Origin of the sequence: Paracoccus sp. N5, assembly GCF_000371965.1 — a bacterium.
In the GTDB taxonomy this organism is placed as follows: Bacteria; Pseudomonadota; Alphaproteobacteria; order Rhodobacterales; family Rhodobacteraceae; genus Paracoccus.
Genome location: NZ_AQUO01000001.1, coordinates 246,621 through 272,724 on the forward strand (window position 1 = coordinate 246,621; position 26,104 = coordinate 272,724).

24 protein-coding genes and 1 pseudogene are annotated in these 26,104 nt (G+C 69.6%); 19 read left to right on the forward strand and 6 right to left on the reverse strand.

Translation table 11 applies throughout. From position 1 onward, the window contains the following. Positions 1-4 precede the first annotated feature (4 nt). The 8 genes from PARN5_RS0101205 to mnhG all read left to right on the forward strand — a co-directional run bounded on the left by PARN5_RS0101205 (position 5) and on the right by mnhG (position 7,841). Positions 5-241: a phosphopantetheine-binding protein gene (locus PARN5_RS0101205; RefSeq protein ID WP_017997976.1), complete on the forward strand. Its 237-nt coding sequence runs from the start codon at positions 5-7 to the stop codon at positions 239-241. Next, positions 222-1,469 carry a type III PLP-dependent enzyme gene (locus tag PARN5_RS0101210; protein ID WP_026155084.1) on the forward strand — a complete coding sequence of 416 codons (1,248 nt, stop codon included), beginning with the start codon at positions 222-224 and terminating at the stop codon, positions 1,467-1,469. Before PARN5_RS0101205 ends, PARN5_RS0101210 begins: the two co-directional genes overlap by 20 nt. A gap of 134 nt (positions 1,470-1,603) precedes the next feature. Next, complete coding sequence (locus PARN5_RS0101215; protein WP_017997978.1) at positions 1,604-4,534, forward strand: monovalent cation/H+ antiporter subunit A; 2,931 nt, start codon at positions 1,604-1,606, stop codon at positions 4,532-4,534. Continuing rightward, positions 4,534-4,878 (forward strand): Na+/H+ antiporter subunit C, encoded by a 345-nt coding sequence (locus tag PARN5_RS0101220; RefSeq protein ID WP_017997979.1) that lies wholly within the window; start codon positions 4,534-4,536, stop codon positions 4,876-4,878. Before PARN5_RS0101215 ends, PARN5_RS0101220 begins: the two co-directional genes overlap by 1 nt. Next, complete coding sequence (locus PARN5_RS0101225; protein WP_017997980.1) at positions 4,875-6,605, forward strand: monovalent cation/H+ antiporter subunit D; 1,731 nt, start codon at positions 4,875-4,877, stop codon at positions 6,603-6,605. Before PARN5_RS0101220 ends, PARN5_RS0101225 begins: the two co-directional genes overlap by 4 nt. After that, on the forward strand, positions 6,602-7,090 hold the full coding sequence (locus tag PARN5_RS0101230; protein ID WP_017997981.1) for a Na+/H+ antiporter subunit E: 489 nt from the start codon (positions 6,602-6,604) through the stop codon (positions 7,088-7,090). Before PARN5_RS0101225 ends, PARN5_RS0101230 begins: the two co-directional genes overlap by 4 nt. Next, entirely contained in the window at positions 7,087-7,368 is a 282-nt protein-coding gene (locus tag PARN5_RS0101235; protein WP_017997982.1) for a K+/H+ antiporter subunit F, read from the forward strand. Before PARN5_RS0101230 ends, PARN5_RS0101235 begins: the two co-directional genes overlap by 4 nt. After that, positions 7,365-7,841 (forward strand): monovalent cation/H(+) antiporter subunit G, encoded by a 477-nt coding sequence (gene mnhG / locus PARN5_RS21395; protein WP_017997983.1) that lies wholly within the window; start codon positions 7,365-7,367, stop codon positions 7,839-7,841. The genes PARN5_RS0101235 and mnhG overlap by 4 nt, the downstream gene beginning before the upstream one ends. Here mnhG and aroB read toward each other — a convergent pair. Together aroB and PARN5_RS0101250 are read right to left on the reverse strand one after the other, a co-directional pair. Next, positions 7,826-8,932: a 3-dehydroquinate synthase gene (gene aroB, locus PARN5_RS0101245; protein ID WP_017997984.1), complete on the reverse strand. Its 1,107-nt coding sequence runs from the start codon at positions 8,930-8,932 to the stop codon at positions 7,826-7,828. The genes mnhG and aroB overlap by 16 nt on opposite strands. Beyond that, entirely contained in the window at positions 8,929-9,465 is a 537-nt protein-coding gene (locus PARN5_RS0101250) for a shikimate kinase (RefSeq protein WP_017997985.1), read from the reverse strand. The genes aroB and PARN5_RS0101250 overlap by 4 nt, the downstream gene beginning before the upstream one ends. 101 nt (positions 9,466-9,566) lie before the next feature. Here PARN5_RS0101250 and PARN5_RS0101255 point away from each other — a divergent pair, with 101 nt between their 5' ends. The 4 genes from PARN5_RS0101255 to PARN5_RS0101270 are packed head-to-tail and all read left to right on the forward strand — an operon-like array spanning position 9,567 to position 13,802. Continuing rightward, positions 9,567-9,839 (forward strand): hypothetical protein, encoded by a 273-nt coding sequence (locus tag PARN5_RS0101255; protein ID WP_157403891.1) that lies wholly within the window; start codon positions 9,567-9,569, stop codon positions 9,837-9,839. Next, positions 9,826-11,445 (forward strand): hypothetical protein, encoded by a 1,620-nt coding sequence (locus PARN5_RS0101260; protein WP_036744655.1) that lies wholly within the window; start codon positions 9,826-9,828, stop codon positions 11,443-11,445. Before PARN5_RS0101255 ends, PARN5_RS0101260 begins: the two co-directional genes overlap by 14 nt. A gap of 3 nt (positions 11,446-11,448) precedes the next feature. Beyond that, a complete protein-coding gene (locus PARN5_RS0101265; RefSeq protein ID WP_017997988.1) occupies positions 11,449-12,426 on the forward strand; it encodes a site-specific tyrosine recombinase XerD in 978 nt (325 codons plus the stop codon). Continuing rightward, complete coding sequence (locus PARN5_RS0101270) at positions 12,423-13,802, forward strand: HlyC/CorC family transporter (protein WP_017997989.1); 1,380 nt, start codon at positions 12,423-12,425, stop codon at positions 13,800-13,802. Before PARN5_RS0101265 ends, PARN5_RS0101270 begins: the two co-directional genes overlap by 4 nt. Here PARN5_RS0101270 and PARN5_RS0101275 read toward each other — a convergent pair. Then, the gene (locus PARN5_RS0101275; RefSeq protein ID WP_017997990.1) at positions 13,796-15,289 is read right to left on the reverse strand and encodes a nucleobase:cation symporter-2 family protein; all 1,494 of its coding nucleotides are present in this window, start codon (positions 15,287-15,289) and stop codon (positions 13,796-13,798) included. The genes PARN5_RS0101270 and PARN5_RS0101275 overlap by 7 nt on opposite strands. A gap of 120 nt (positions 15,290-15,409) precedes the next feature. After that, positions 15,410-17,323 carry a hypothetical protein gene (locus tag PARN5_RS0101280; protein ID WP_017997991.1) on the reverse strand — a complete coding sequence of 638 codons (1,914 nt, stop codon included), beginning with the start codon at positions 17,321-17,323 and terminating at the stop codon, positions 15,410-15,412. A 94-nt stretch (positions 17,324-17,417) separates the two neighbouring features. Between PARN5_RS0101280 and tkt the strand changes: the two genes are divergently transcribed. The 7 genes and pseudogenes from tkt to PARN5_RS23125 all read left to right on the forward strand — a co-directional run. Further along, positions 17,418-19,436, forward strand: a complete 2,019-nt coding sequence (tkt, locus tag PARN5_RS0101285) for a transketolase (RefSeq protein WP_017997992.1) — start codon at positions 17,418-17,420, stop codon at positions 19,434-19,436. 195 nt (positions 19,437-19,631) lie between these two features. Continuing rightward, positions 19,632-20,549, forward strand: a complete 918-nt coding sequence (locus tag PARN5_RS0101290) for a DMT family transporter (protein ID WP_017997993.1) — start codon at positions 19,632-19,634, stop codon at positions 20,547-20,549. A gap of 24 nt (positions 20,550-20,573) precedes the next feature. Further along, positions 20,574-21,464, forward strand: coding sequence for a lysophospholipid acyltransferase family protein (locus tag PARN5_RS0101295; RefSeq protein ID WP_017997994.1), 891 nt, complete (start codon positions 20,574-20,576; stop codon positions 21,462-21,464). 97 nt (positions 21,465-21,561) lie between these two features. Further along, positions 21,562-22,077, forward strand: a complete 516-nt coding sequence (gene accB, locus PARN5_RS0101300) for an acetyl-CoA carboxylase biotin carboxyl carrier protein (protein WP_017997995.1) — start codon at positions 21,562-21,564, stop codon at positions 22,075-22,077. A gap of 8 nt (positions 22,078-22,085) precedes the next feature. Then, positions 22,086-23,435, forward strand: a complete 1,350-nt coding sequence (gene accC / locus PARN5_RS0101305) for an acetyl-CoA carboxylase biotin carboxylase subunit (protein ID WP_026155088.1) — start codon at positions 22,086-22,088, stop codon at positions 23,433-23,435. Between the two features lie 31 nt (positions 23,436-23,466). Continuing rightward, the gene (gene aat, locus PARN5_RS0101310) at positions 23,467-24,105 is read left to right on the forward strand and encodes a leucyl/phenylalanyl-tRNA--protein transferase (protein ID WP_017997997.1); all 639 of its coding nucleotides are present in this window, start codon (positions 23,467-23,469) and stop codon (positions 24,103-24,105) included. A gap of 187 nt (positions 24,106-24,292) precedes the next feature. Next, a pseudogene (locus PARN5_RS23125) lies at positions 24,293-24,472 on the forward strand (transposase); the annotation flags it as partial. Between the two features lie 663 nt (positions 24,473-25,135). Here PARN5_RS23125 and PARN5_RS0101315 read toward each other — a convergent pair. Further along, positions 25,136-25,630 carry a DUF2155 domain-containing protein gene (locus PARN5_RS0101315; RefSeq protein ID WP_017997998.1) on the reverse strand — a complete coding sequence of 165 codons (495 nt, stop codon included), beginning with the start codon at positions 25,628-25,630 and terminating at the stop codon, positions 25,136-25,138. After that, positions 25,627-26,103 carry an outer membrane lipid asymmetry maintenance protein MlaD gene (mlaD, locus tag PARN5_RS0101320; RefSeq protein WP_017997999.1) on the reverse strand — a complete coding sequence of 159 codons (477 nt, stop codon included), beginning with the start codon at positions 26,101-26,103 and terminating at the stop codon, positions 25,627-25,629. The genes PARN5_RS0101315 and mlaD overlap by 4 nt, the downstream gene beginning before the upstream one ends. Position 26,104: the final 1 nt, after the last annotated feature.

Sequence of the window (26,104 nt, forward strand, 5' to 3'; positions counted from 1 at the left end):
CAGCATGAGTCTGACCAAGGACGCCCTGATCTCCTATATCCAGCGCGAGCTGAACATCGACGAACCCATCGACGGCGAGACCGAGCTGTTCTCGACCGGGATGCTGGATTCGGTCTCGATGGTCGGGCTGATCGCCTTTGTCGAGGGGCAGACCGGCGCCCATGTCCAGCCCGGCGACGTGACGCTGGACAATTTCGACACCATCGACGCGATCCTGGCCTATGCCGACAGCCTTGCTTGAGGCGCAGGCGCTGGACCGGCAGCTGGCCGAGGCGGCGGACCGCTTCGGCACGCCGGCCTATGTCTATTCCGCCGACGCGGCCGAGGCGCGGCTGGCGCATCTGCGCGACCATTTCGGCCGCTGGTTCGCCGTCAGCTTCGCGGTGAAAAGCAACCCCAACCCGGGCCTGCTGGGCTGGATGCGCGAGCGGCTGGACACGCTGGACATCTCCTCGGGCGGCGAGTTCGCGCTGGCCCGGCAGGCCGGCTGGGAGCCGGCGTGCATCAGCTTCACCGGCCCCGCCAAGCGCGAGGCCGAGCTGCGCGCCGCCATCGCGGGGGGCCTGGGCGAGCTGGTGCTGGAAAGCCTGCGCGAGGCGGAACTCGCCGATGCCGTCGCTGCCGAGTTGGGCGTGGTCCAGCCGGTGCTGGTGCGTCTTGCGCCGGCGCGCGTGCCCAAGGGCTTCGGCGACCAGATGGCCGGCCGCCCCAGCCCCTTCGGCATCGACGTCGAGGAGGCGGCCGAGACCCTGCCCCGCATCGCCGCTCTGCCGAACCTGCGGCTGATCGGGCTGCACATCTATTCCGGCACGCAATGCCTGAAGCCCGAGGCGATCTGCGAGAACTGGCGCATCTTCATGCAGGTCTTTGCCGAGACCTGCGCCGCGCTGGACCTGACGCCGGAAAAGCTGATCTTCGGCTCGGGCCTGGGCATCCCCTATCATCCCGGCGACAGCGAACTGGACCTGGCCGCCATCACCGCCGAGATCGGCCCCGAGCTCGATGCCTTCGCCGCGCGTTTCCCGCGCACCCGGCTGGTGCTGGAGTTGGGCCGCTACCTGGTCGGGCCGGCGGGCTGGTTCGTGACCCGGGTGGTTGCGGTCAAGCAGTCGCGCGGCAGCCGAATCGCCATCTGCGACGGCGGGCTCAACGCCAACCTGGCGGCCTCGGGCAATTTCGGCATGGTGCTGCGGCGCAATTACGTCATGCACCGCGTCGGCGGCGACGAAAACGGCGCCCGTCCCGAGGAGAAGCAGGATATTTCCGGCCCGCTCTGCACCTCGATCGACAAGCTCGGCGGCGGCGTCCTGCTGCCGCGGCTGGAACCGGGCGACCTGCTGGCGATCCATGCCTGCGGCGCCTATGGCCCGACGGCGAGCCCGCTTTATTTCATCAGCCACCCGCTGCCGGTCGAACTGCTGCTGACCGGGGGCCAGGTGCAGGACGTGACGCGGATCCGGGGCGCCTGACGCCCGGCGCCCCGCGCCTGATAAAAATTGCATGAACCCGCGGATTCGGGTCGTTTTTCCCGACCGGGTCAGTTGTGTTTTCCCGGCTCCGGCGGCTATGATCGGCTGCAACCCCGAACCCGATAAGGACGCCGATGGTCGAACAGAACCTGTTGCTCCTGCTTGTTCTGACGCCCTTCGTGTCGGCCGCCCTGGCGGCCACCCTGCCCATCGGCGCCCGCAATGCCGAGGCCTGGCTCGCCGGGCTGACCATGCTGCTGGCCCTGGCCATCCTGGCGGTGCTCTACCCCGCCGTGACCGAGGGCGGGGTCATCACCGGCACCTTCCGCTGGGTCAGCTCGGTCGGGCTGGACCTGACCTTTCGCATCGACGGTTTTTCCTGGCTTTTCATGGTGCTGGTGGCCGGGATCGGCTTCCTGGTCATCCTTTACGCGCGCTATTACATGGGGCCGGACGACCCGGTGCCGCGGCTTTATTCCTGCCTCTTGGCCTTTGCCGGCGCCATGTCCGGCCTGCTGCTGTCGGGCAATATCATCATGCTGGTGGTGTTCTGGGAGCTGACCAGCCTGATCTCCTTCCTGCTGATCGGCTATTGGTTCCAGCGCCAGGACGCGCGCGACGGGGCGCGGCTGTCGCTGATCGTCACCGCCTCGGGCGGGCTCTGCCTGATGGTGGCGATGATCCTGATCGGCCAGATCGCCGGCAGCTACGATCTCGACAAGGTGCTGGCGGCGGGGCCGCAGATCACCGCGCACCGGCTTTACCCGGTGCTGCTGCTGCTGTTCGTGCTGGGCGCCTTTACCAAATCGGCGCAGTTCCCGTTCCATTTCTGGCTGCCGAACGCCATGGCGGCACCGACGCCGGTCTCCTCCTACCTGCATTCCGCGACCATGGTGAAGGCCGGGGTCTTCGTGCTGCTGCGCTTCCACCCGGCACTGGGGGGGACGAGCGAGTGGTTCCAGCTGGTGACCGGCATCGGCTTGGCGACGCTGCTTCTGGGAGCGGTGGTCGCGCTGTTCCGCCATGACCTGAAGGGCCTGCTGGCCTATTCCACGATCAGCCACCTTGGCCTCATCACCGCGCTGGCCGGCATCGGCAGCCCCTTCGCGCTGATCGCGGCGGTGTTCCACATCGTGAACCACGCGGTCTTCAAGGCCTCGCTGTTCATGGCCGCCGGCATCATCGACCACGAGACCGGCACCCGCGACATGCGCCGCCTGTCGGGCCTGGCGCGCGCCATGCCGGTGACGGCGGCGCTGGCGATCATCGCATCGGCCTCGATGGCCGGCGTGCCGCTGATGAACGGCTTCCTGTCCAAGGAGATGTTCTTCGAGGCGACCTATGTCTGGAACAACGGCAGCCCGCTCGACAACCTGGCGCCCTATGTCGCCGTGCTGGCCGGGGCGTTCAGCGCCGCCTATTCGCTGCGCTTCATCGTCACCGTCTTCTTCGGTCCCAGGGCCGAGGATCTGCCGCAGGAACCGCATGAGCCGCCGCTTCTGATGCGGCTGCCGGTCGCGGTGCTGGTGGCGAGCTGCCTTGCCATCGGCATCCTTCCCCAGCAGGTGCTCGGTCCCTGGCTTGAGACCGCGAGCATCGCCGTCGTCGGCCCCGAGCTGCCGCATTTCAGCCTGAAGATCTGGCACGGCATCACCCCCGCCCTGGTCATGAGCCTGATCGCCATGTCGCTGGGCGCGCTGCTCTACCTGTTGCCGCGCCGGCTGATCGACACGGGCGAGGAAGGCCCGCGCTGGATGCGGGCGCTGGATTTCGCCCGCGGCTTCGACTGGCTTTTGCAGTTCGGCACCATCCGCGCGCCGCGACTGCTGGTGCGGGTGCTGTCGGCGAACGGGTTGCAGGCGCAGCTGCGCGCCATGGTCCTGCTGGCCCTGGCCGGGGCTTGGTTCGCGGTCGGGCCGCTGGACTGGAACGTGCCCCTGCCCGGCATCGGCGCCAGCGAGCTGGTCTTCGCGCTGTTGTGGCTGGTCGGCGGCGCCTGCGCGCTGGGGGCGGGCTGGCAGGCCAAGTATCACCGCTTCGCCGCGCTGATCCTGATGGGCGGCGCCGGGCTGGTGACCTGCGCCACCTTCGTCTGGCTGTCGGCCCCCGACCTGGCCGTGACCCAGCTGCTGGTCGAGATCGCGACCACCGCGCTGCTGCTCCTGGGCCTGCGCTGGCTTCCCAAGCGCGACGAGGAGATTGCCGGCGACAACAATTTCTCGGCCCGCTCGCGACGCTTCCGCGACCTGTTGATCGCGGTTGCCTGCGGCACCGGCATGACGGCGCTGGCGCTGGCCGTGCTGCTGACGCGCCCCGGCGCCTCGGTCGGCGACTGGTTCCTGCGCAACGCCTATGTCGAGGGCGGCGGCACCAATGTCGTGAACGTCATCCTGGTCGATTTCCGCGCCTTCGACACCTTCGGCGAGATCACCGTGCTGGCCGTGGTCGGGCTGACGGTCTATGCCCTGCTGCGCCGCTTCCGCCCGGCGCCGGAAAGCGTCGAGCGGCCGCGCCCGCAGCTCGATGCCGAGGAACAGGCGCTCGAGGCCTATCTCTTCGTGCCCGGCCTGCTGATGCAATGGATGTTCGCGCCGATCATCGCGCTTTCGGCCTATCTCTTCGTGCGCGGCCATGACCTGCCCGGCGGCGGCTTTGCGGCCGGGGTCACGCTGGCGATCGGGCTCTTGCTGCAATATGTCGCCGCCAATGTCCGCTGGGTCGAGGCACGGCTGACCGTGCTGCCGGTGCGCTGGATGGGCACCGGGCTGGTGATCGCCATGGCCGTGGGCGCCGGCGCCTGGGTCTTCGGCTATCCCTTCCTCAGCGCGCATGCGCAATACATCGACGTGCCGGTGATCGGAAAGGTGCCCTTCTCGACCGCGATGCTCTTCGATCTCGGGGTGTTCTCGCTGATCGTGGGCGCCATCGTGCTGATGCTGATCGCCATCGCCCACCAGTCGCTGCGCGTCGCGCCGCGCGCCCGCCCGGTCGAGCCATCCGCCGAATCCGCCCCCGCAACGCCCGCCGACATGCCCGCCGCAATGCCTGCCGAGGAGACCGCCTGATGGAGCTGATCCTTGCCCTTGCCATCGGCGTTCTGGTCGGCTCCGGGGTCTGGCTGCTGCTGCGGCCGCGCTCGTATCAGGTGATCGTCGGGCTGTGCCTGCTGGCCTATGGCGTCAACCTGTTCATCTTCGCCATGGGCCGGCTCTATGTCGGCGCGGCGCCGATCATGCCCAAGGGCGGTTTCGTCGATCCGACCGCCTATGCCGACCCGCTGCCGCAATCGCTGGTGCTGACCGCCATCGTCATCAGCTTCGCCACTACGGCGCTGTTCCTGGTGGTGATGATCGCCGCGCGCGGCGTCAGCGGCACCGACCATGTCGACGGGCGGGAGCGCAAGTCATGAACCCCGAGACGATGAGCCCCGACCACCTGATGGTGGCGCCGATCCTGGTCCCGCTGCTGGCCGGCGCGATCATGCTGTTCTACAACGACCGCAACCGCCAGACCAAGCTGCTGATCGGGCTGGTGGCGGTGGGCCTGACCTTCCTCGCCTCGGTCGAGCTGATGGCGGACGTGAAATCCGCCAGCGACCATGCCGGCACCGTGGTCGGGCTGTATCGCCTGGGCGACTGGCCGGTGCCCATCGGCATCGTCTTGGTGCTGGACCGGCTTTCGGCGATGATGGTGATGCTGACCGCGCTGCTGGCCGGGCCGTCGCTGATCTATGCCGCCGCCGGCTGGCACGGCAAGGGCCAGCATTATCACAGCATGTTCCAGTTCCTGCTGGCCGGGGTGAACGGCGCCTTCCTGACCGGAGACCTGTTCAACCTCTTCGTCTTCTTCGAGGTCATGCTGGCGGCAAGCTATGGGTTGATGCTGCACGGCTCGGGCCCCGAGCGGATCAAGGCCGGGCTGCATTACATCGCGGTGAACCTGGCCGCCTCGCTGTTCTTCCTGATCGGGGTGGCGCTGGTCTATGGCACCACGGGCACGCTCAACATGGCCGACATCGGCCGCGCGCTCTATTGGCTGGACGACGCCCAGCGGATGCTGTTCCACACCGCCGCCGCCTTCCTGGGCCTGGCCTTCCTGATCAAGGCCGCGGCCTGGCCCCTGTGCTTCTGGCTGCCGCCGACCTATGGCGCGGCCTCGCCGCCGGCGGCGGCGATCATGGCGATCATGACCAAGGTCGGGATCTATGTCATCCTGCGGCTGTCGCTGCTGGTGCTGGGCCCCGATTCCGGGCCCTCGGCCGGGTTCGGGGCGCCGGTGCTGATGATCGGCGGGCTTCTGACCATGGGTTTCGGCATGATCGGCATCCTCGGCACGCCCGAGCTGGTGCGCAAGGGCGGCTATATCGCGATCATTTCCTCGGGGACGGTGCTCTCGGCGGTGGGCTTTGCCCAGGCCGGCGGCGGCGCCCTGATGCTGGGCGGCGCGCTCTACTACCTGGTGGGCTCGACCGCCGCGATCTCGGCCTTCTTCCTGATCGCCGAGCCGGTCAGCCGCGGCGACGAGGGCAATGACGAGACCCGGATCGAGGATGACGCCGACCCGCTCAGCGAACGCTGGCAGCCGATGGGCCTCGATACCGTCGAGGACATGAGCACGCCGGCCAGCACACGCACCGTCAGCTGGCTGACCATGGCGGTCTGCTTCGCGCTGGTCGCGGCGATGATCGCCGGCCTGCCGCCGCTGCCGGGCTTCATCGGCAAGTTCGCCATCCTTCAGGGCGCGATCCGCGACAATCTCAACGCCTCGGGGATGCTGCCGGTGATCCTGTGGATCTATGCCGCCATGCTGATCCTGTCGGGCCTGGGCGCGCTGATCGCGCTGATGCGCTTCGGCATCCGCCGCTTCTGGGCCGAGGGCGGGCCGACGCCGCGCATCCTGGCGCTGGAGGTGGTGCCGGTGGTCATGCTGCTGGTGATGATCGGCTTGCAGACCGTGCGCGCCGACGCGGTGATGAACTATACCCGCGCCACCGCCACGGCGCTGCTCGAACCCGGCGTCTATCGCAAGGCGGTGCTGGCCGGGGCGCAGGACGTGCGCGCCGCGCCGGCGCAGAACAGCGCCCCCGACCCGACCGTCGCCGATACGCCCGAGCCGCAGGCGGAGGTCCGGCAATGACCCGCGCCATCCCGCATCCCGTGCTCTCGGCCGTGCTTGTGCTGATGTGGCTGCTGCTGACCAGCTTTTCGCTGGGCAACCTGGCTCTGGGCACGGTGATCGCGCTGACCGCCGGCTGGGCCGTCGAGCACCTGCACCCGCCCCGGCCCAAGTTCCGCCGCTGGTCGGTGATCCCGCTGCTGATGGGGATCGTGGCCCGGGACATCCTGCGCTCGAACATCGCCGTGGCGCGCGTTCTGCTGCTGGGGCCGAACCACCCGGCCTATCACTCGGGCTTCGTCGAGTTGCAACTGCGCCTGCGCGACCCGAACGCCATCGCGGTCCTGGCGATCATCCTGACCGCCACACCCGGCACCGCCTGGATCGAGTTCGAGCAGGAGGACGGCCGCCTGCTGCTGCATGTCCTCGACCTGCGCAGCGAGGACGACTGGCAGACCCTGATCCGCGACCGCTACGAATCCCTGCTGATGGAGATTTTCGAATGAGCTCCGAAATCCTCCGCTTTGCCTTGGGCTATGCCCAGATCGCGCTGATCATCGCCCTGGCGCTGGCCTGCTGGCGCATGCTGCGCGGGCCGCGGGCCCAGGACCGGGTGCTGGCGCTGGACACCATGTATATGAACGCCATGCTGCTGTTCCTGGTCATCGGCATGGTCAACGGCAATGTCTTCTTCTTCGAGGGCGCGCTGGTCATCGCCGTGCTGGGCTTTGTCGCCACGGTCTGCGCGGCCAAGTTCCTGATGCGCGGCGAGGTGATCGAATGAGGCACCTGGAACAGCTGCCGCCCTGGGCCGCGGTCGTGATCGCGCTGCTGGTCGTCACCGGCGCCTCGCTGACGGTGCTGGGCGGGCTGGGGCTGGTGCGGCTGAAAAGCTTCTATCAGCGGCTGCACGCGCCGACGCTGGGCTACAGCTATGGCACGCTGCTGATCGTGCTGGCCTCGATGCTGATGTTCACCCTGCTGGAAAGCCGGCTGGTGGTGCACGAGCTGACGATCGGCATCTTCATCATGGCGACGACGCCGATCACGCTTCTGATGCTCGGCCGCGCGGCGCTGCGCCGCGACCGCGACGCCAAGCTCGGCCATGACGAGGCGGTGCCGCCCCGCATCCCGCGCGAGGACCGCCCGGCCGAGCCGCGCGGCCAGACCGGCCATGGCGAGGGGCTGGAGGATGCCGGCCTGCTGCCCGACCCCGAGCGCGAAGAGCGCGAGCGCGCGGATCAGGCCCGCGACTGAGCCAGCACCGCGCGCAGCGCCTCGGGCGGCACGGCGTCGGTGACGAAGGCCTGACCGATGCCGCGCGCCAGCACGAAGCGCAGCCGGCCGTCCTGCACCTTCTTGTCCTGGCCCATCAGCCCGATCAGCGCCTCGTCATCCGGCAGGTCGCCCGGAATGTCGGCAATGCGCGAGGGCAGGCCCATGGCGGCGAGATGCGCCGCGACGCGCGACGGCGCCTCCTGGCTGCACAGGCCGAGCCGCGCCGACAGCTCGAAGGCCAGCGCGCAGCCGATCGCCACCCCCTCGCCATGCAGCAGCCGGTCGGAATAGCCGGTCGCCGATTCCAGCGCATGGCCGAAGGTATGGCCCAGGTTCAGAAGCGCCCGCTCGCCCTGCTCGGTCTCGTCGCGCTGGACGATGCCGGCCTTCATGGCGACGGAATGGCGCACGGCATGCTGGCGCAGGCCCGCGTCGCTGGCGAGCCCCGTCGCATTGGCCTCGAGCCATTCGAAGAAATCCTCGTCGCCCAGCAACCCGTATTTCGCCACCTCGCCGTAACCAGCGCGGAAATCGCGCGGGCTCAGCGTGGTCAGCACGTCGATGTCGGCCAGCACCAGCGCCGGCTGGTGAAAGGCGCCGATCAGGTTCTTGCCATGCGGGCTGTTGATGCCGGTCTTGCCGCCGACCGAGCTGTCGACCTGCGCCAGCAGCGTCGTCGGGATCTGCACGAAGCGCACGCCCCGGCGCAGGATCGCGGCGGCAAAACCCGCAAGATCGCCGATGACGCCGCCGCCAAGCGCGATCACCAGGTCCTTGCGCTCGATCCGGCGCGCCAGCAGCCATTCCACCGCATCGCCCAGCCGCGACCAGCTTTTCGTGGCCTCGCCCGCCGGCAGCGCCAGGGCCGGTGCCTCGATACCGGCGCGGGCCAGCGACTCTTGCAGCGTGGCCAGGTGGCGCGCGGCCACCGTCTCGTCGGTCAGGACGGCGACGCGGCGCTGGCCGGCCAGGGCGGTGATCTCGTCGCCGGCGCGGTCCAGCAGGCCCTGGCCGATGCGCACGTCATAGGAACGCGCGCCCAAATCGACGCGCACGGTTTCGATGCTCATTGGCCCTCCAGAATGCCGGGATCATGCGCCCGGATCGCGTCCAGGGCGCGGGTGGCGGTGTCCTCGATGCTGTCGCCGCGCCGGGCGGGGACGCAAATGTCGGCCAGCGCATAGACCGGGCTGCGCTCGGCCAGCAGCCGCTCCAGCGTGCCGCGCGGATCGGCGGTCTGCAGCAGGGGCCGCGTGGGCCGGTGCCGGACCCGGTGCCACAGCGTGTCGAGGTCGCAATCCAGCCAGACCGAGACGCCATGCGCGCCGATGCGCTCGCGGTTCTCGGATCGCATCCAGGCGCCGCCGCCGGTCGAAACGATGCTGTTGCCGGTGGCCAGCACCCGGCCCAGCACCTCGGATTCGCGGGCACGGAAGAAATCCTCGCCGTCGCGGGCAAAGATCTCGGGAATGGTCATGGCGGCGGCGCGCTCGATCTCGGTATCGGTATCCGCGAACGGCCGGCGCAAGCGGCGCGCGAGCTCGCCCCCGATGGCGGTCTTGCCCGCCCCCATCATCCCGATCAGCACGATATTCCGCCGCATCACCCCCACCGGATTCCCTCGTTCGCAACGGCTGTGACTGATGGCGTGATCTTTCGGGAAATGCCATATATATTTCGCGCGAACCGGCGAGAGACCGGCATATGATCGAGGCGGAAAGGGCATTTTTCATGCGAGTTTTGAAATTGGTGGTGATTCTGGTGATCCTGATTCTGGCAGGACTGGCCGGCTACGCCTATTTCGGCGACATGACCTCGGACCCGCGCGAGATGCGCACGCCGGTCGAGCTGGACCTGGGCGCGCCGGTGCCGGCGCTGCCGGCGGAAACCGCCGCCGGCACCGCGCCGGCGACCGCCCCTGCCACAACGGCAACCGCGACCGCGGGCACGGATGCGGGACAAGATGACCTCGACTGAGCACCGCCTTGGCCTGGCGCTGGCGCTGATGGCCGGGCTGACCCTGCCCGCCGCCGCCAAGCCGCCGCTTTCGGCCAGCGACTGGCTGTCGGGCAGCGTGCAGCAGCCCGACAACATCTCGTCCTGGCGTCCCGGCGACCCGCGCCCGCCCGAGCTGAAGCGCAAGACCAAGCGCGACATCGCCGCCACCGGCGGCTTCGAGCCGGTCGGCGTCACCCGGCTGGGCGAGGGCAATCCCGATGGCAAGGGCACCGTCTCGCCCCGCGCCGCCGGCCTGCCGGCGGGCCTGTGGGGCACCAGCGATTCGGCGGTGCTGATCCGGCTGATCCGCGCCTCGAACCCGCGCCTGCCGGCCATCCGCCGGCTCGAGCGGCGGCTGCTGGCGGCCCAGTTGCGCGCGCCAAGCGCCGAGGCCGGGCAGGAAGGCGGGCTGTTCCTGGCCCGGGTCGACAAGCTTCTGGACATGGGCGCGACCGGCGCCGCCAAGGAACTGCTCAAGACCGCCGGGCCGGGCGATCCCGAACGCTTTCGCCGGCTCTTCGACATCGCCCTGCTGTCCGGCGACGAGGCCCAGGCCTGCGAGACCATGGACCGCACCCCGGGCGTCGCGCCCAGCTTCCCGGCGCGGATCTTCTGCCTGGCGCTCGGCGGCGACTGGACCGCCGCCGCGCTGGTCTTCCACGGCGCCGAGGCGCTGGGGCGGATCGACCCGCAGATGGCGGCGCTGCTCGCGCGCTATCTCGACGACAGCTATGCCGACAGCACCGACGAGCTGCCGCCGCCGCAGGTGGTGACGCCCCTGGATCTGCGCCTGCACGAGGCGATCGGCCAGCCGCTGCCCTCGTCGGCGCTGCCGCTGGCCTTTGCGCTGGCGGATCTGGACCAGAACGGCGGCTGGAAGGCGCGGCTGGACGCGGCCGAGCGGCTGGCGCGGGCCGGCGCCATCCCGGCCTCGCAGCTGCGCACGATCTACCTGGAACAGAAGCCCGCCGCCTCGGGCGGGGTCTGGGACCGGGCGGCGGCGGTGCAGAATCTGGCGCAGGCGCTGGCCGTGCGCGACGCGGGTGCGGCCGCCGCCGCGCTGCCGCCGGCCTTCGACGCCATGGTCGCGGCCGGGCTCGGCCCGGCGCTGGCCGAGATGGTCGGGGCCGAGACTGCGGCCATGGGCCTTGACGGCGCGCCGGGCCGCATTGCGCTGTGGCTGGCGCTGCAGGCCGGCCAGCCGCAGGTCATGACCGATCCGCCCGCCGATGCGACCGAATTCGACGCCTGGCTCCTGCGCTTTGCCGGGGGCGAGCCGGAAAGCGCGCCGCCCGCCGGCGAGGGCGAGGACCGCGCGGCGGTGCTGTTCCCGGCCTTCCTCGGCCCCTCGGAAAAGGACGTGCCGCAAGAGGCGGCGCAGCTGATCCTGGCCGACAAGCGCGGCGAGGCGCTGCTGGCCGCCATGGCCGACACCGACGCCGGGCTTGACGGCGACCTGCCGCGCGCGGCACGCGGGCTTCGGGTCTTGCGGGTGCTGGGCCAGCAGGACATCGCCCGGCAGGCCATGGTCGAGCTGGTGCTGGCGCCGGTCATCCTGCCCGCGCCGGGCGGCGGGACACCCTGAGCCATGGCGCGGGCGGGACAGGGCTTGGGCGACCAGGGCCGGATCTCGGCCTTCCTCGACGCGCAATCGGCCGAGGCGGGGGCGGCGAGGAACACGCTCCTGGCCTATGGCCGCGATCTCAAGGACTTCGCCGACTGGCTGGCCGCGCGCGGGCTGACGCTGCTGACCGTGCCGCGCGAGGGGATCGAGGACTACCTGTCCTTTTGCGACGCGCAGGGCCTGTCGCGGGCCACGCGGGCGCGGCGGCTGTCCTCGATCCGCCAGATCATGCGTTTCGCGCTGGAGGAGGACTGGCGCGAGGACGACCCCGCCGGCCGCATCAGCGGTCCGGGCCGCATGCAGCGCCTGCCCAAGGTCCTGGACCGCGCCGAGGTGCAGGCGATGTTCGACGCCCTGCCGCGCCTGGGCCGCAACGATACCGAACGCGCCCGCAACCTGGCGCTGATCGAGCTGATCTATGCCACCGGCATGCGCGTCAGCGAGCTGGTCGCGCTGCCGGTCGGCGCCTGCCGGGGCGACCCGGCGCTGCTCCTGATCCGCGGCAAGGGCGGCAAGGAGCGCATGGTGCCGCTGAGCAACCCGGCCCGGGCGGCGCTGACGGCCTGGCTGCATCTGCGCGACAATGCGCCCGAGGACAGCGCCTTGGGCCGGCTGGTCGCGGGCAAGGGCGCGCGCTGGCTTTTCCCCGCCGCCTCGCGCGAGGGGCATATGACCCGGCAGGCGATGAACGGCTTTTTGGGCCAACTGGCGCTGGCGGCCGGGATCGACCCGGCCCGCGTCTCGCCGCATGTGCTGCGCCATGCCTTCGCCACCCATCTGCTGGAAGGCGGCGCCGATCTGCGCGCCATCCAGACCCTGCTCGGCCATGCCGACCTGGGCACGACCGAGATCTATACCCATGTGCTGGACAGCCGCATGCGCGACCTGGTGCTGAAGCATCACCCGCTGGCGCGCGGCCGCCGGAACGGAAAGGAACCATGACCGCATCGGCCGCCACGACCGCAGCCACCGCAGCCGCAGCAGCGCCGCCCCCGGCCAGCACGGCTGGACTGGACCTGACCTTCTGGCTGACCGGGGCGGCGATCCTGGTGCTGCTGGCGCTGTCGGCGTTCTTTTCCGGCTCCGAGACCGCGCTGACCGCCTCGAGCCGCGCCAAGCTGCGCTCCCGCGCCGACAAGGGCGACGCCGGGGCGCAGGGTGCGCTGCAGGTGACCGAGGACAGCGAGCGGCTGATCGGCTCGATCCTGCTGGGCAACAATGTCGTCAACATCCTGTCGGCCAGCCTTGCGACGGCGCTGTTCACCCGGCTGCTGGGCTCCAGCGGCGTGGCGGCGGCGACGGTGGTGATGACCGTCCTGGTGCTGATCTTTTCCGAGGTGCTGCCCAAGACCTATGCCATCCTGGCGCCCGAGGACCTGGCCAGCCGCGTCGCGCGGCCCATTTCGGTCTTTACCCGGCTGATGACCCCGGTCGTCGCGGTGGTCCGGCTGGTGGTGCGCGGCATCCTGGCGCTTTTCGGGCTGCGCGCCGACCAGTCGGGGCATGTCTTCTCGGTGCAGGAGGAAATCGCCGGGGCGCTTGCCATCGCGCAATCCAGCGGCACGGTGCAGAAAGAGGACCGCGACCGGCTGCTGGGGGCGCTGGACCTGGGCGAGCGCGCGGTCGAGGAGATCATGCTGCACCGCTCGAACATCCAGATGATCGATGCGCGGCTGCCGCCCGACGCGGTGCTGGACCTGGTGCTGAAAAGCCCGCACACCCGCCTGCCCGTCTTTCGCGACGAGCGCGAGAATGTCGTCGGCGTCATCCACGCCAAGGACCTGCTGCGCGGCGTGCGCCGGGCGCTTCAGGAACGCGGCCCCGAGGCGCTGCGCGACTTCGACGTGATGACCATCGCCATGCCGCCCTATTTCGTCCCGGACACCACGACGCTGGACGAGCAGATGCGCGAGTTCCTGAAGCGGCGCACGCATTTCGCCCTGGTCGTCGACGAATACGGCAGCCTGCGCGGGCTGATCACGCTCGAGGACATCCTCGAGGAAATCGTGGGCGAGATCACCGACGAGCATGACACCGATGCCCTGGCCTCGCTGGTGCGCGACGCGCGCGGCGACTACCTGGTCGAGGGCGCGATGACCATCCGCGACCTGAACCGGGCGCTCGACTGGTCGCTGCCCGATGACGAGGCCAATACCGTCGCCGGCCTCGTCATCCACATGGCCCAGTCGATCCCGACACCGGGCCAGGTGTTTTCCTTTCACGGCTGCCGCTTCGAGGTCGTGGCCCGGCGCGAGAACCGCATCACCCGCCTGCGCATCCGCCCGCTGGGCGAGCCGCCCGGCCCCGCCGATCAGTGATCGGCCATGCTGGCGGCGCGCTTGGCCTCCTCGATGCTGCCGGCGCCGGTGCCGTTGAAAAAGGCGTTCAGCAGAACCGCGGCGATGGTGGCCAGCAGGATGCCCGATTCGATCAGCGGATGGATGGCGTGCGGCATCCATTGCTTGAAATCGGGCGCGATCAGCGGGATCATCCCGAAGCCCAGCGAGACCGCGACCACGAACAGGTTGTTGCGGTTGCCGGCGAAATCCACCGTCGAGAGTATGCGGATGCCGGTCGCGGCGACCATGCCGAACATCACCAGCCCGGCCCCGCCCAGGACCGCCGTCGGCAGCGATTCGACCGCCGCGCCCATCTTCGGGACCAGTCCGAACAGGATCAGGATCACGCCGCCGGTGACGCAGATGAAACGGCTCTTGATGCCGGTGACGCCCACCAGCCCGACGTTCTGGGAAAAGGAGGTATAGGGGAAGGTGTTGAAGATGCCGCCGATCAGCGTCCCCAGGCCATCGGTGCGCAGCCCGGCCGACAGGCGGCGGGGCGTGACCTCGCGCCCGGTCATCTCGCCCAGGGCCAGGAACATGCCGGTCGATTCGATCATCACCACGATCATCACCAGCACCATGGTCACGATCAGCACCGGATCGAAGATCGGCATGCCGAAATGGAAGGGGGTGACGATGCCGAACCAATGCGCCTCGGCCACCTTCTCGAAGGTCATCTGGCCCATGACGATGGTCAGCGCCGCGCCGATCAGCATGCCCAAGAGCACGGCGATATTGGCGACGAAGCCGCGGCCGAAGCGCGCGATCAGCAGGATCGCCAGCAGCACCACGCCGGAGATCGCGATATTGATCGGCCGGGCGTAAAGCGGGTTCTGCACGCTCGCCGCCGGGGCGAAGCCCTCGGGCAGGGCCGGCACGACGCCGGTGCCGGCCAGGTCCTTCAGCTGGTTCAGCCAGCCCGCCGCCACCGGATCGACCACCTTGGGCGCGGTCGGGCCGACCGGGTTGCCGAAGATCCAGTTGATTCCCACCCGCATCAGCGTGACGCCGATGACCAGAATGATGGTGCCGGTGACCAGCGGCGGAAAGAATTTCAGCATCCGCCCGATCAGCGGCGCGATCAGCATGGCGATGATGCCGGCGCCGATGATGGCGCCGAAGATCATCCGCGCCCCGTCGGGACCCGGATAGGCATTGGCCATGGCGATCATCGGCCCGACCGAGGCGAAGGTCACCCCCATCATCACCGGCAGCTGGATGCCGAACCAGCGCGTCACGCCAAGGCTCTGGATGATCGTTGCCACGCCGCAGCAGAACAGGTCGGCCGAGATCAGGAAGGCCACGTCCTCGGGCGACAGCTTCAGCGCCCGGCCGACGATCAGCGGCACCGCGACCGCGCCGGCATACATGACAAGGACGTGCTGCAACCCCAGCGTGGTCATGCGCAGGGGCGGCAGGATCTCATCGACCGGATCGACGGCCGATCTTGCGGGGCTTGCCATGGTCACCTCCCTCAATAGTCTGGTTTTATTGGCATGTTGCCCGTGCTTGCGCCGTCTTGGCAAATCTTTTCGCGCCGGGGCGGAAACCGTCGCCCCGGCGCCCGGATTTGCGGCGCCGGCTCAGGTTTTCGCGGGCAGATGCTCGCGCGCTGCGCGCCGGACGCTGCGCTCCAGTTGCAGGCCCGGCCAGGCGGCCTCGGCCAGGGCCAGCGCCCTGGCGGCACGGTCGGGCTCGTCCTGTTCGGCGGCGCGGACCGCCTGGGACAGCAGCAGCAGCGCATGGCCCGGCGCCCGCGCCTGCGCCAGGTCCAGCCAGCGCCAGCCGGCCTTGCGGTTGCCGGCCGCGAAACAGGCATTGGCCAGCCGCTTGGCGGTCAGGAAATCGCCCGGCCGCGCCGCGTCCAGCCATTCCAGCAGCGCCATGGCGCGCCTGAGCCGCCCGTGCAGCCGCAGGACCGAGGCGCAGAAGCCGAAGCGCGCCGCCACCGCCGCGTCAGGCGCAGCCGGGGGCGTGCCGGCCGCCAGCGCCGCCTCGGCCTCGGCCAGCCCCGCGGCGGCGGGCCGCATCTTGCGCCACATATCAGGCCAGTTCAGCGCCTCGCTTTGCAGGCCGGGGTCGCGGATGAACTCGAACCAGTCGATCCGCACCGCCCACAGCGGCAGCACCTGGCCCGGCCCGCCCTGCGGATCGGGCTGGGCATAAAGCGGCAGCAGCGCCGGGGCAAAGCCCAGCATCCGCGCGGTCTTGCCCCCCGCCGACAGCAGCCGCAGGCCAAGCGCCGGCATGATCGGCCCCTCGGCCGCGTGGCCGGTAAAGACCATGTTGACGAAGGCCGCGCCCAGCTGGTCCGGGTCGGTGGTCTCGCTGACCAGCAGCACCTGCCGGCACAGGGGCTTGTCGCGGTTGCGGATCAGCGGCGATTCCAGGCCCTGCCGCGCCAGCCGCCGCGCCTTCTGCTTGCGCCCCGCGCTCCAGGCGGTCGCGGCAAGCTCGCGATACAGGAACGGAAACCGCGCCAGCAGATCGCGGCGGTCGGCGAGCGCATCGACCAGCTCGCCGCCGCGCCCGACGCTCGCGGCATGGCGCGCGGCATAGGCGGCGCTTTGCGCCAGGTCGCCCGGGGCGAAGAAACTGTCGGGCCGGGCGATGACGCGCTCCAGCACCGCGTCGAAGCCGGCGCGGCGCGCGGCATCGGGCAGGTCCGGCGGCAGCGCCCGGATCCGGCAGCCGCCGATGACCGCGGCGGCGCGGGAAAAGGCGCTGTGGCTCGGCGCCCCGACCTCGGCGCAGCCGGCCATCAGCAGAAGCTCCAGCAGGTCGCGCTCGGCCGGCGACAGCGCGGCGGTGTCCAGCAGATCGGCGGCCAGCAGCACGCGGTCATCGCCCTGCCGCAGATGCGCGACGGCGGCGGGCGTGTCGGAAAAGGCGATCACTGGCCCGTCATGGCCGGCGATGAAGGCGCGAAAGAACTCGTCCGGGACGTATTTTGACGCCCAGGAGGAATAGGACCAGGGATCGCCGTCCAGGATGTCGCCGCGCCGGACATGGATCGCCACCGGCGCACCGCCCCCGGCCCGGGCGATGACCCGCCGCGCCTTGGCAAGCGCCCGGCCTAACCGCGGCGTCAGCGCCAGGTCTGCGGCCACGGCGCGCATCTCGGCCGCGACCGTGGCCGCATCCTCGTCGATGAAGCGCACGACTTCGGACATGCTGTCGCATTCATAGCGCCGCCCCTCGGCCAGCGCACGGGCGAAGCCCTGGACGTTCATGCCCGGCGCCACGGCGCGGACGTTCTGCAAGCCCGCACGGGACGGCGCCTCGAACACGATCTCGATATGGGCGGCGACGAATTCGGCGGTCAGGAAATGCCGCGGATCGACCAGCTCGGGATAGGGGCCGTCGGGCTGCGACAGCCACAGATAGCGGCCGGAGACGCCGAATTTCCGCGCCAGCCGCAGCGTGTTCAGAAGACAGATCAGCCGCGCGCCGATCCGGTCCTGCCGGAAGCCGATGATCGCCGTGCTGTCCACCATGTCAAACCGTCCCGCGCGTTCCAAGGCGGGGTTGCAACCGCGCCGGCTCCTGCCTATCAGGACGTGCCGCCCTCCAACAGCACGGATTTTCCCCATGGACATCGCCGCCCGCCGCCAGGCCGATCCCGCCCACTGGCGCCTTGCCACCCCGATCCGCACTCTGGCCATGGACGCCGTCGAGGCGGCGAATTCCGGCCATCCCGGCATGCCGATGGGCATGGCGGACGTCGCGACCGTGCTTTTCGGCAAGCACCTGAAATTCGACGCCTCGGCGCCCAACTGGTTCGACCGCGACCGCTTCGTGCTGTCGGCCGGCCATGGCTCGATGCTGATCTATGCCATGCTCTACCTGACCGGCTACGACCAGATGAGCCTCGAGCAGATCCGCAATTTCCGGCAATGGGGCGCGATCACCGCCGGCCACCCGGAATACGGCCATGTCGAGGGGGTCGAGACCACGACCGGTCCCCTGGGCCAGGGCATCGCCACCGCCGTCGGCATGGCCATGGCCGAAGAGGCCATGCGCGCCCAGTTCGGCGCCGACCTGTGCAGCCACAAGACCTGGGTCATCGCCGGCGACGGCTGCCTGATGGAGGGCATCAGCCAGGAGGCCATCGCCCTGGCCGGTCATCAGAAGCTGAAAAACCTGATCGTGCTCTGGGACAACAACGACATCACCATCGACGGAAGGGTGTCGCTCTCGGACAATACCGACCAGCTGAAGCGGTTCGAGGCCTCGGGCTGGCGCACGCTCAGCTGCGACGGCCATGACGCGGCCGATATCGACCGTGCGCTGACCGATGCCGCCTCGGGCAAGGACGACCGCCCGGTGCTGGTCGCCTGCAAGACCATCATCGGCTTCGGCGCGCCGAAGAAACAGGACACCTCGGGCGCCCACGGCTCGCCCTTGGGCGCCGAGGAGATCGCCGCCGCCCGCGCCGCCTTTGGCTGGGAGCACGGCCCCTTCGTCATCCCCGAGGACATCCTGGCCGACTGGCGCGCCATCGGCGCCCGCGGCCGCAGCGCGCGCGAGGCCTGGGCCGCCCGGGTCGATGCCGCGGAAAACCGCGACGAATTCGCCCGCCGCATCTCGGGCGAGCCGAACCCGCGCCTGGCCCCGACCATCGCCGCGCTGAAGGAACAGGCGCTGGCCGCCAGGCCCAAGGTCGCGACCCGCAAGGCCAGCGAAATGGTGCTGGAAGCCGTCAACCCCGAACTGCCCGAAACGCTCGGCGGCTCGGCCGACCTGACCGGCTCGAACAACACCAGGACCAAGGATCTGGGCAGTTTCACGCCGGAAAACCGCAGCGGCCGCTATGTCTATTACGGCATCCGCGAACATGGCATGGCGGCGGCGATGAACGGCATCTGGCTGCATGGGGGCTTGCGCCCCTATGGCGGCACCTTCATGTGCTTCACCGACTACGCCCGCGGCGCCATGCGGCTGTCGGCGCTGATGGGCCTGCCGGTGGTCTATGTCATGACCCATGACAGCATCGGCCTGGGCGAGGACGGCCCGACCCACCAGCCGGTCGAACACCTGGCGATCTGTCGCGCCACCCCGAACACGCTGACCTTCCGCCCCTGCGACCTGGTCGAGACCGCCGAGGCCTGGGAGATCGCGCTCACGAGCGAATCCACCCCCTCGGTCCTCGCACTCTCGCGCCAGAACCTGCCCACCCTGCGCGAAACCGCGGGCGAGAACCTGACCGCCAAGGGCGCCTATGTCCTGCGCGAGGCCTCTGCCGAGCCGCAGGTGATCCTGATGGCCACCGGCTCCGAGGTGGAAATCGCCGTCGCCGCCCGCGACACGCTGGAAGCCAAGGGCATCCCGACCCGCGTCGTCTCGGTGCCGTCGATGGAACTCTTCCGCGACCAGCCCGAGGACTACCGCAAGCAGGTTCTGCCCAAGGGCCCGGTCCGCATCGCCATCGAGGCGGCGGTGCGCCAGCCCTGGGACTGGCTCTTGCTGGGCGAACGCGGCAAGGAAAAGAAGGCCGGCTTCATCGGCATGACCGGCTTCGGCGCCTCGGCCCCGGCGCCGACGCTCTACAAGGAATTCGGCATCACCGCCGAAGCCACCGTCGCCCTGGCAAAACGCCTGCTCGACTGATCCGCAAGGGCCGCGCCCCGCATCGGCGCGGCCCTTCCGCCGCCTTCCGTTTTCCGAATACTCCAGACCGCCCGCGCCGCCCAGGCTCCGGCCTTCTTTGTTTTCCAAATACCCATCGCGACCGCGCCACCCGGCGCGCCCGCCCCCATGGACCCCGCCCCGCGCCACAGGCATAAGACGCGGACGGAGACCCGCATGACACCGCCCCAGTCCACCCTGCCGCCGATCATCGCCGCCCCGGGCAACCCGGGCCGCGCGACGCAATTGCGCGGCATCCTGCTGCTGCTCATGGCGATCTTCACCTTCACGCTGATGGATGCGATCGGCAAATACCTCGCCACGCGCTATCACCCGGTGCAGGTGGTCTGGGTGCGCTTCGTCGCCAACCTCGCCATCGTGGCGCTGGTGCTGGCGCCGCGGCTGCGCAGCACGCTCGCCACGCGCCGGCCGGTGGTGCAGCTGTTCCGCGGCGTGACGCAGCTCGGCTCGATCCTCCTGTTCTTCAGTTCGCTGCAATTCATCGGCCTGGCCGAAGCCACGGCGATCATGGACATCAACCCGGTGCTGATCACCCTGGGCGCGGCGCTGTTTCTGGGCGAAAGCATCGGCATCCGGCGGGGCTTTGGCATCGCGGCGGCGCTCTGCGGCGCGCTGATCATCATCCGCCCCGGCGCCGGCGTGTTCCAGCCCGCCGCCCTGCTGCCGCTGATCGGCGCCTTCACCTATGCCGCCGGCGCCATCCTGACCCGTATCGCCCGCAGCGATTCCACCGCGACCTCGGTCCTGTGGTCGGCGCTGGTCGGCTCGGTGCTGGCCTCGTTTGCGGTGCCGTTCTTCTGGCAGCCGATCGCACCCCAGGATCTCTGGGCCTTCGCTCTGCTGGGGCTCTTCGGCACCGTGGCCCAGGCGCTGCTGATCCGCGCCTTCGCGCTCGCCGAGGCCGCCGCCATCGCCCCCTTCGGCTATACCGGCCTGATCTGGGCGGGCTTGTGGGGCTGGCTCTTCTGGGGCACCCTGCCGGATCTATGGACCGTCGCCGGCGCCTTGATCATCGTCGGCGCCGGCCTTTATGTCTGGATGCGCGAGGCCCGCGCGATGAACCGGCCCACCTGACCGAACTGGCTGAACAGGACCGCGATGAGCGACACCGACACACCCGAGCCCGTGCCCCTGCGCGACCGCATCGCCAACGGTGCCTTCCTGGCCATCATGGGGCTGGCGCGCGCCCTGCCCTATGAACGCCGCATCCCGGCGATGGGCTGGTTCTTCGCCTGGGTGCTCGGCCCGCTTGCCGGCTGGCGCCAGCGCATCCGGACCAACCTCGCCATGGCCCGGCCCGACCTTTCGCCCGCCGAATTGCGCCACCTGCTGCGCGCCGTGCCGGAAAACGCCGGCCGCTCGCTGGCCGAGATCTATTCCGGCGCCGAATTCGTCGACCGCATCCACGCCGCCGACCCGCTGACCGGCCCCGGCCTTGCCGCGCTGGAACAGGCGGCCCAGGCCGGCCGGCCCGTGATCCTGGCGGTGGCCCATTTCGGCAATTACGACGCCATGCGCGCGGCCCTGGCCGGGCGCGGCTGGCCGGTCGGCGCGCTTTACCGGCCGATGAACAACGAGGCCTTCAACCGCCACTACATCCCCGCCATGCGCGCCATCGCCGAGCCGATGTTTCCGCGCGGCCGCGCCGGCCTGGCCGCCATGCTGCGTTTCCTCAAGGGCGGCGGCTGGATGGCGCTGGGGTTCGACCAGTTCGACGACCACGGTGCCGAGCTGCGTTTCTTCGGCCTGCCCACCAGGACCGTGCTGACCCCGGCCGAGCTTGCCATCCGTTACGACGCGCTGGTCGTGCCGGTCGCCGGCATCCGCCAGCCCGACGGGCTGAGCTTCCGCGTCGAGGTCGGCGCGCCGATCCCGCATGGCGAGCCGGCGGCGATGATGCAGGCGCTGAACGACGATCTGGAGCGCCTGGTCCGCGCGCATATGGCGCAGTGGTTCTGGGTCCACCGGCGCTGGAAACGCCGGCGCTAGGCGGCGAAACCCTTTCCCTCGGGTTGTAGTCCGGTTTATAAGCCCCGCAGCCGCCGCGCAGAGAACGCGGCCCCATGAACGACATCCAGAGGACGGCATGAGCGACGATTCCAAAGAAGCTGGTCACGAAAAGCGCCATCACGAAGGCGATGTCGCCTTCATCCAGGCCCTTGCCGAACTGCTCAACCGCAACGAGCTGACCGAACTGACCGTCAAGCGCGAATATGACGAGAACGACCGCCTGACCGTCAGCCTGTCGAAACAGCAAAAGCAGATCGTCCAGACCGTCGCCGCCGCCCCGGCCGCCCTGCCCGCACCCGCCGCCGCGCCCTCGGCCGCCGCTGCCGCCCCGGCCGCGAACGAGGATCCGGCCAGCCTGCCCGGCGTCGTCACCTCGCCCATGGTCGGCACCGCCTATCTGTCGCCCGAGCCCGGCGCCAGCGCCTTCGTCAGCATCGGCCAGCAGGTCAAGGAAGGCGAGACGCTGATGATCGTCGAGGCGATGAAGACCATGAACCACATCCCCTCGCCGCGCGCGGGCACGGTCAAGCGCATCCTGGTCGACGACGGCAGCCCGGTCGAATACGGCGCCCCTCTGATGGTGGTCGAGTGAGCGGCCAGATGTTCGACAAGATCCTGATCGCCAACCGCGGCGAGATCGCGCTGCGCGTGATCCGCGCCTGCCGCGAGATGGGCATCGCCACCGTCGCGGTGCATTCCACCGCCGATGCCGACGCGATGCATGTGCGCATGGCCGACGAATCCGTCTGCATCGGCCCGCCGCCCTCGCCCGAAAGCTACCTGTCGCAACCGGCGATCATCTCGGCCTGCGAGATCACCGGCGCGCAGGCGATCCATCCGGGCTATGGCTTCCTGTCGGAAAACGCCGGCTTCGTGCAGATGGTCGAGGATCACGGCATCGCCTTCATCGGCCCCTCGGCCGAACATATCCGCATCATGGGCGACAAGATCACCGCCAAGGAGACCGCGAAATCCCTGGGCATCCCGGTGGTTCCCGGCTCGGACGGCGGCGTGCCGGACGTGGCCTCGGCCAAGGCCGTGGCGGCCAGGATCGGCTATCCGGTCATCATCAAGGCCACCGCCGGCGGCGGCGGCCGCGGCATGAAGGTGGCGCTGGACGAGGCGAGCCTGGAAAACGCCTTCCGCACCGCCCGCGCCGAGTCGAAAGCCGCCTTCGGCAATGACGAGGTCTATATCGAGAAATACCTGCAGCGCCCGCGCCATATCGAGATCCAGGTCTTCGGCGACGGCCGCGGCCGCGCGGTCCACCTGGGCGAGCGCGACTGCTCGCTGCAGCGCCGCCACCAGAAGGTGCTGGAAGAGGCGCCCGGCCCGGTCATCACCCCCGAACAGCGGGCCGAGATCGGCGGCATCTGCGCCAATGCCATGGCCAGGCTCGGCTATCGCGGCGCCGGCACCATCGAGTTCCTGTTCGAGGACGGCGAATTCTACTTCATCGAGATGAACACCCGGCTCCAGGTCGAGCATCCGGTGACCGAGGCGATCTTCGGCGTCGACCTGGTGCGCCAGCAGATCCTGGTCGCCGCCGGCCAGGACATGGAGTTCCGCCAGGAAGACCTGAAGATCAACGGCCACGCCATCGAGGTGCGCATCAACGCCGAGAAGCTGCCAAACTTCACCCCCTCGCCGGGCAAGATCTCGCAATACCATGCCCCCGGCGGCCTGGGCGTGCGGATGGACAGCGCGATCTATGACGGCTATCGCATCCCGCCCTATTACGACAGCCTGATCGGCAAGCTGATCGTGCATGGCCGCGACCGGCCCGAGGCGCTGGCGCGGCTGCACCGGGCGCTGGACGAGCTGATCGTGGACGGCGTCGATACCACCATCCCGCTGTTCCACGCCCTGCTGGAAAACCCCGACATCCAGCGCGGCGATTACTCGATCCACTGGCTGGAACGCTGGCTGGCCGAGATGGCCAGCACCTGACCATGGCGGGACGGCGACCGGCGGCCCCGGCATGAGCGGCGGCCTGACGGCCGGCACCATGCTGGCCGCCTATGCCCGGGGCGTCTTCCCGATGGCCGGCTCCGCTTCGGACCCCCAGCTCTACTGGTTCGAGCCCAGCCTGCGCGGCATCCTGCCGGTGGGCGGCGTGCATGTCTCGCGCTCGATGCGGCGCTTCCTGCGGCATTGCGGCTGGCAGGCCGGCATCGACCGCGACTTTGCCGGCGTGGTGCGCGGCTGCGCCGACCGGCCCGAGACCTGGATCAACCCGCAACTCTTCGCGCTTTACCAAGAGCTCTTCCGCATGGGCCACGCCCATTCGGTCGAGGTTTACGAAGGCGACAGGCTGGTCGGCGGCATGTTCGGCCTGGTTCTGGGCGGCGCCTTCTTTGCCGAGAGCATGTTCTCGCGCCGGCCTAATGCCTCGAAGGCGGCGATGATCTGGGTCTCCGGGCACTTGGCGCGCTGCGGCTTCACGCTGTGGGACACGCAATATCCCAATCCGCACCTGGCCTCGATGGGCGGGCAGACCATTCCGCGCGCCGAATATCGCCGGCGGCTGGCGGTGGCGCTGCGGATCGAGGCGGATTTCCTGGCCGAGCCGCTGCCCACGGCGCTTGACCTGGCGCAGACTGCCCGCAGCAGGTTCTAGCGCGAAACGTCCGAAGCCGGTTAGGGCTTTGTCTCGCGCCCCGAAGCCGCGCAGCGGTGTCACCGGGACCAGCAGCCCAGGGTCGGGCCCCGATAAATCAACTTGAGTGCGGGCGGGCCTCATGATTCACGCTCCTGACCTTCGGGAGGGATCACGAGCAGGCTTTCCCGAGGCGCAGATGGAGCGGCTGCCGCCGTTCTTTCCCAAGCAGCCACGACAAACCGCGTGTCGATGACCGGCGTGGCTGAGCGGAATAATCTTATTCAATCGCAATGGGTTGCGCTGGCGAGATGACCCGAAGGAATACGGGCCTGCAAAGACGCTCTAGAATCGCTGGAAGGTGACAGGAGCGTTGTCGCGCGGATGATAAGCCGAGCAGAAGACAATCATGCTTGATCCAACCTAGCGCAAGACACATCGCACGGCATTTCAGCCGGACGCAGCGCCACCGATGGGCTTGAACGGCCAGCCACCCCGCCCGCCGTCCGTCCGGACGCGGGCCTCCGAAGTCCGTGAATCACGAGGTCCCGGCGATGCCGTGGCTCTGCCTGTTGCCGCCTTTGCAGGCGAGCACGCCAATGCGATGGGCTCACCGGAACTGCACCATTACGCTGACCACGGACCGAAAGCATGTGCCCGGGTCGATCCCGGGCGAAAGCCGCCGTGAAGCCAAGCGGATCAACCGCTTAAAGGACAAAGCCGCCGTTAAGCGGGACATTTGCCATGCGCGTCTCTTGACTGGAATAACCCCGTTACCCAAGTCCGGAACCTGAGGCTTGGCGATCGCGCCTTCTCTGAAACTTTGCGGGCGACAGATCGTCCCGCACGCCAGTCCCCGCAGGATTTGTGCGCAACAACCAAAGGCCGGTGCGGGACGCGCTTTTTTCGCGACTCAAGTTGCCGACTTGGCGCATCGGATTAAGACCATCCGGCATTGTCCGTTCCTTGCACCTGATCTGCGCAAGACAAGCCCCCGTGCTTCATCGGGCAGCGCACCGCACCAGCGGGCGGATCTTGCGGCGCGGCCGGGCTAGGCCCGGTTGCAGGCCACCACCCAGACGTCATAGCGCGAATCGTCCAGTGCCGAGAGCGCCGGGGCCGAGGCGATCATCCAGCCGGAAAACACCTGCTTGTTGGCGCGCCGGTCGGTGATGGTCAGTTCGGCATAAGCGTCGGCGCTGGGATCGGCGGCCGGAAAGCGGCACTCCGCCAGGCTGACCTGCAGGCGGCCGAATTCCACTGACTGGCCGATGGCCAGGTCGAAGTCGCTGGTCTGGCCGGTGATCTTGTCGAGGCCGCGCAACTGCGCCCCTTGGCCGCGCGCGGTCTCGGGGCCCTTGGCCGCCTCGGCGGCGCGCTGGCGCTCGGCGGCCGAGGGCTCGGCCGGCACCACCGCCTGCGGATCGTCGCTGAAGGCCGGGTCGACCATCAGCTGCTGGTCCTCGTCCGGCACCTCGTCCTGGGCCAGCGCCGGGCTTGCCGCCAGCAGCAGGCACAGGCAGGCGCGGGCCAGAAACTCGGTCATTGGGCGCCCTCCCCGTCGGTCGCGCTTTGCGAATCCACGAATTTCATCATCAGCGAGAGCAGGCTGACGGCGCCCTGCACGTCCTCGATCTCGTCGCCGGGCCGCAGGTTCTCGGCCGCGCCGCCGGGTTGCAGCTCGATATAGGCGCCGCCCAGCAACCCGTCCGACTGGATCAGCGCCGCGCTGTCCGTGGGCAGCACGATCCGTTCCGGCAGCCGCAGCCGCGCCTCGGCGAAATAGGTCTGCGGGTTCAGCTCGACCGCCGCCACCCGGCCGACCTTGACGCCGGCGACGCGCACGTCGGTGCCGACCTCGATCCCGTCCACGTTCGGAAAGGCCGCGCGCAGTTCATAGCCGCCACCCAGCTGGCCGCGCAACGCGCTGCCGCCGGCGGACCAGGCCAGAAAGCCGGCGGCGACGGCGAGGACCGCCGCGCCCACCCATAGCTCGGCCCGTTCGGCGGCGCTGGTCACC

Excerpts from the sequence above, each read along its gene's own strand:
- PARN5_RS0101205 (WP_017997976.1), top strand. The coding sequence starts at position 5 with ATGAGTCTGACCAAGGACGCCCTGATCTCCTATATCCAGCGCGAGCTG.
- PARN5_RS0101210 (WP_026155084.1), top strand. The coding sequence starts at position 222 with ATGCCGACAGCCTTGCTTGAGGCGCAGGCGCTGGACCGGCAGCTGGCC.
- PARN5_RS0101215 (WP_017997978.1), top strand. The coding sequence starts at position 1,604 with ATGGTCGAACAGAACCTGTTGCTCCTGCTTGTTCTGACGCCCTTCGTG.
- PARN5_RS0101220 (WP_017997979.1), top strand. The coding sequence starts at position 4,534 with ATGGAGCTGATCCTTGCCCTTGCCATCGGCGTTCTGGTCGGCTCCGGG.
- PARN5_RS0101225 (WP_017997980.1), top strand. The coding sequence starts at position 4,875 with ATGAACCCCGAGACGATGAGCCCCGACCACCTGATGGTGGCGCCGATC.
- PARN5_RS0101230 (WP_017997981.1), top strand. The coding sequence starts at position 6,602 with ATGACCCGCGCCATCCCGCATCCCGTGCTCTCGGCCGTGCTTGTGCTG.
- PARN5_RS0101235 (WP_017997982.1), top strand. The coding sequence starts at position 7,087 with ATGAGCTCCGAAATCCTCCGCTTTGCCTTGGGCTATGCCCAGATCGCG.
- mnhG (WP_017997983.1), top strand. The coding sequence starts at position 7,365 with ATGAGGCACCTGGAACAGCTGCCGCCCTGGGCCGCGGTCGTGATCGCG.
- aroB (WP_017997984.1), bottom strand. The coding sequence starts at position 8,932 with ATGAGCATCGAAACCGTGCGCGTCGATTTGGGCGCGCGTTCCTATGAC.
- PARN5_RS0101250 (WP_017997985.1), bottom strand. The coding sequence starts at position 9,465 with ATGCGGCGGAATATCGTGCTGATCGGGATGATGGGGGCGGGCAAGACC.
- PARN5_RS0101255 (WP_157403891.1), top strand. The coding sequence starts at position 9,567 with ATGATCGAGGCGGAAAGGGCATTTTTCATGCGAGTTTTGAAATTGGTG.
- PARN5_RS0101260 (WP_036744655.1), top strand. The coding sequence starts at position 9,826 with ATGACCTCGACTGAGCACCGCCTTGGCCTGGCGCTGGCGCTGATGGCC.
- PARN5_RS0101265 (WP_017997988.1), top strand. The coding sequence starts at position 11,449 with ATGGCGCGGGCGGGACAGGGCTTGGGCGACCAGGGCCGGATCTCGGCC.
- PARN5_RS0101270 (WP_017997989.1), top strand. The coding sequence starts at position 12,423 with ATGACCGCATCGGCCGCCACGACCGCAGCCACCGCAGCCGCAGCAGCG.
- PARN5_RS0101275 (WP_017997990.1), bottom strand. The coding sequence starts at position 15,289 with ATGGCAAGCCCCGCAAGATCGGCCGTCGATCCGGTCGATGAGATCCTG.
- PARN5_RS0101280 (WP_017997991.1), bottom strand. The coding sequence starts at position 17,323 with ATGGTGGACAGCACGGCGATCATCGGCTTCCGGCAGGACCGGATCGGC.
- tkt (WP_017997992.1), top strand. The coding sequence starts at position 17,418 with ATGGACATCGCCGCCCGCCGCCAGGCCGATCCCGCCCACTGGCGCCTT.
- PARN5_RS0101290 (WP_017997993.1), top strand. The coding sequence starts at position 19,632 with ATGACACCGCCCCAGTCCACCCTGCCGCCGATCATCGCCGCCCCGGGC.
- PARN5_RS0101295 (WP_017997994.1), top strand. The coding sequence starts at position 20,574 with ATGAGCGACACCGACACACCCGAGCCCGTGCCCCTGCGCGACCGCATC.
- accB (WP_017997995.1), top strand. The coding sequence starts at position 21,562 with ATGAGCGACGATTCCAAAGAAGCTGGTCACGAAAAGCGCCATCACGAA.
- accC (WP_026155088.1), top strand. The coding sequence starts at position 22,086 with ATGTTCGACAAGATCCTGATCGCCAACCGCGGCGAGATCGCGCTGCGC.
- aat (WP_017997997.1), top strand. The coding sequence starts at position 23,467 with ATGAGCGGCGGCCTGACGGCCGGCACCATGCTGGCCGCCTATGCCCGG.
- PARN5_RS0101315 (WP_017997998.1), bottom strand. The coding sequence starts at position 25,630 with ATGACCGAGTTTCTGGCCCGCGCCTGCCTGTGCCTGCTGCTGGCGGCA.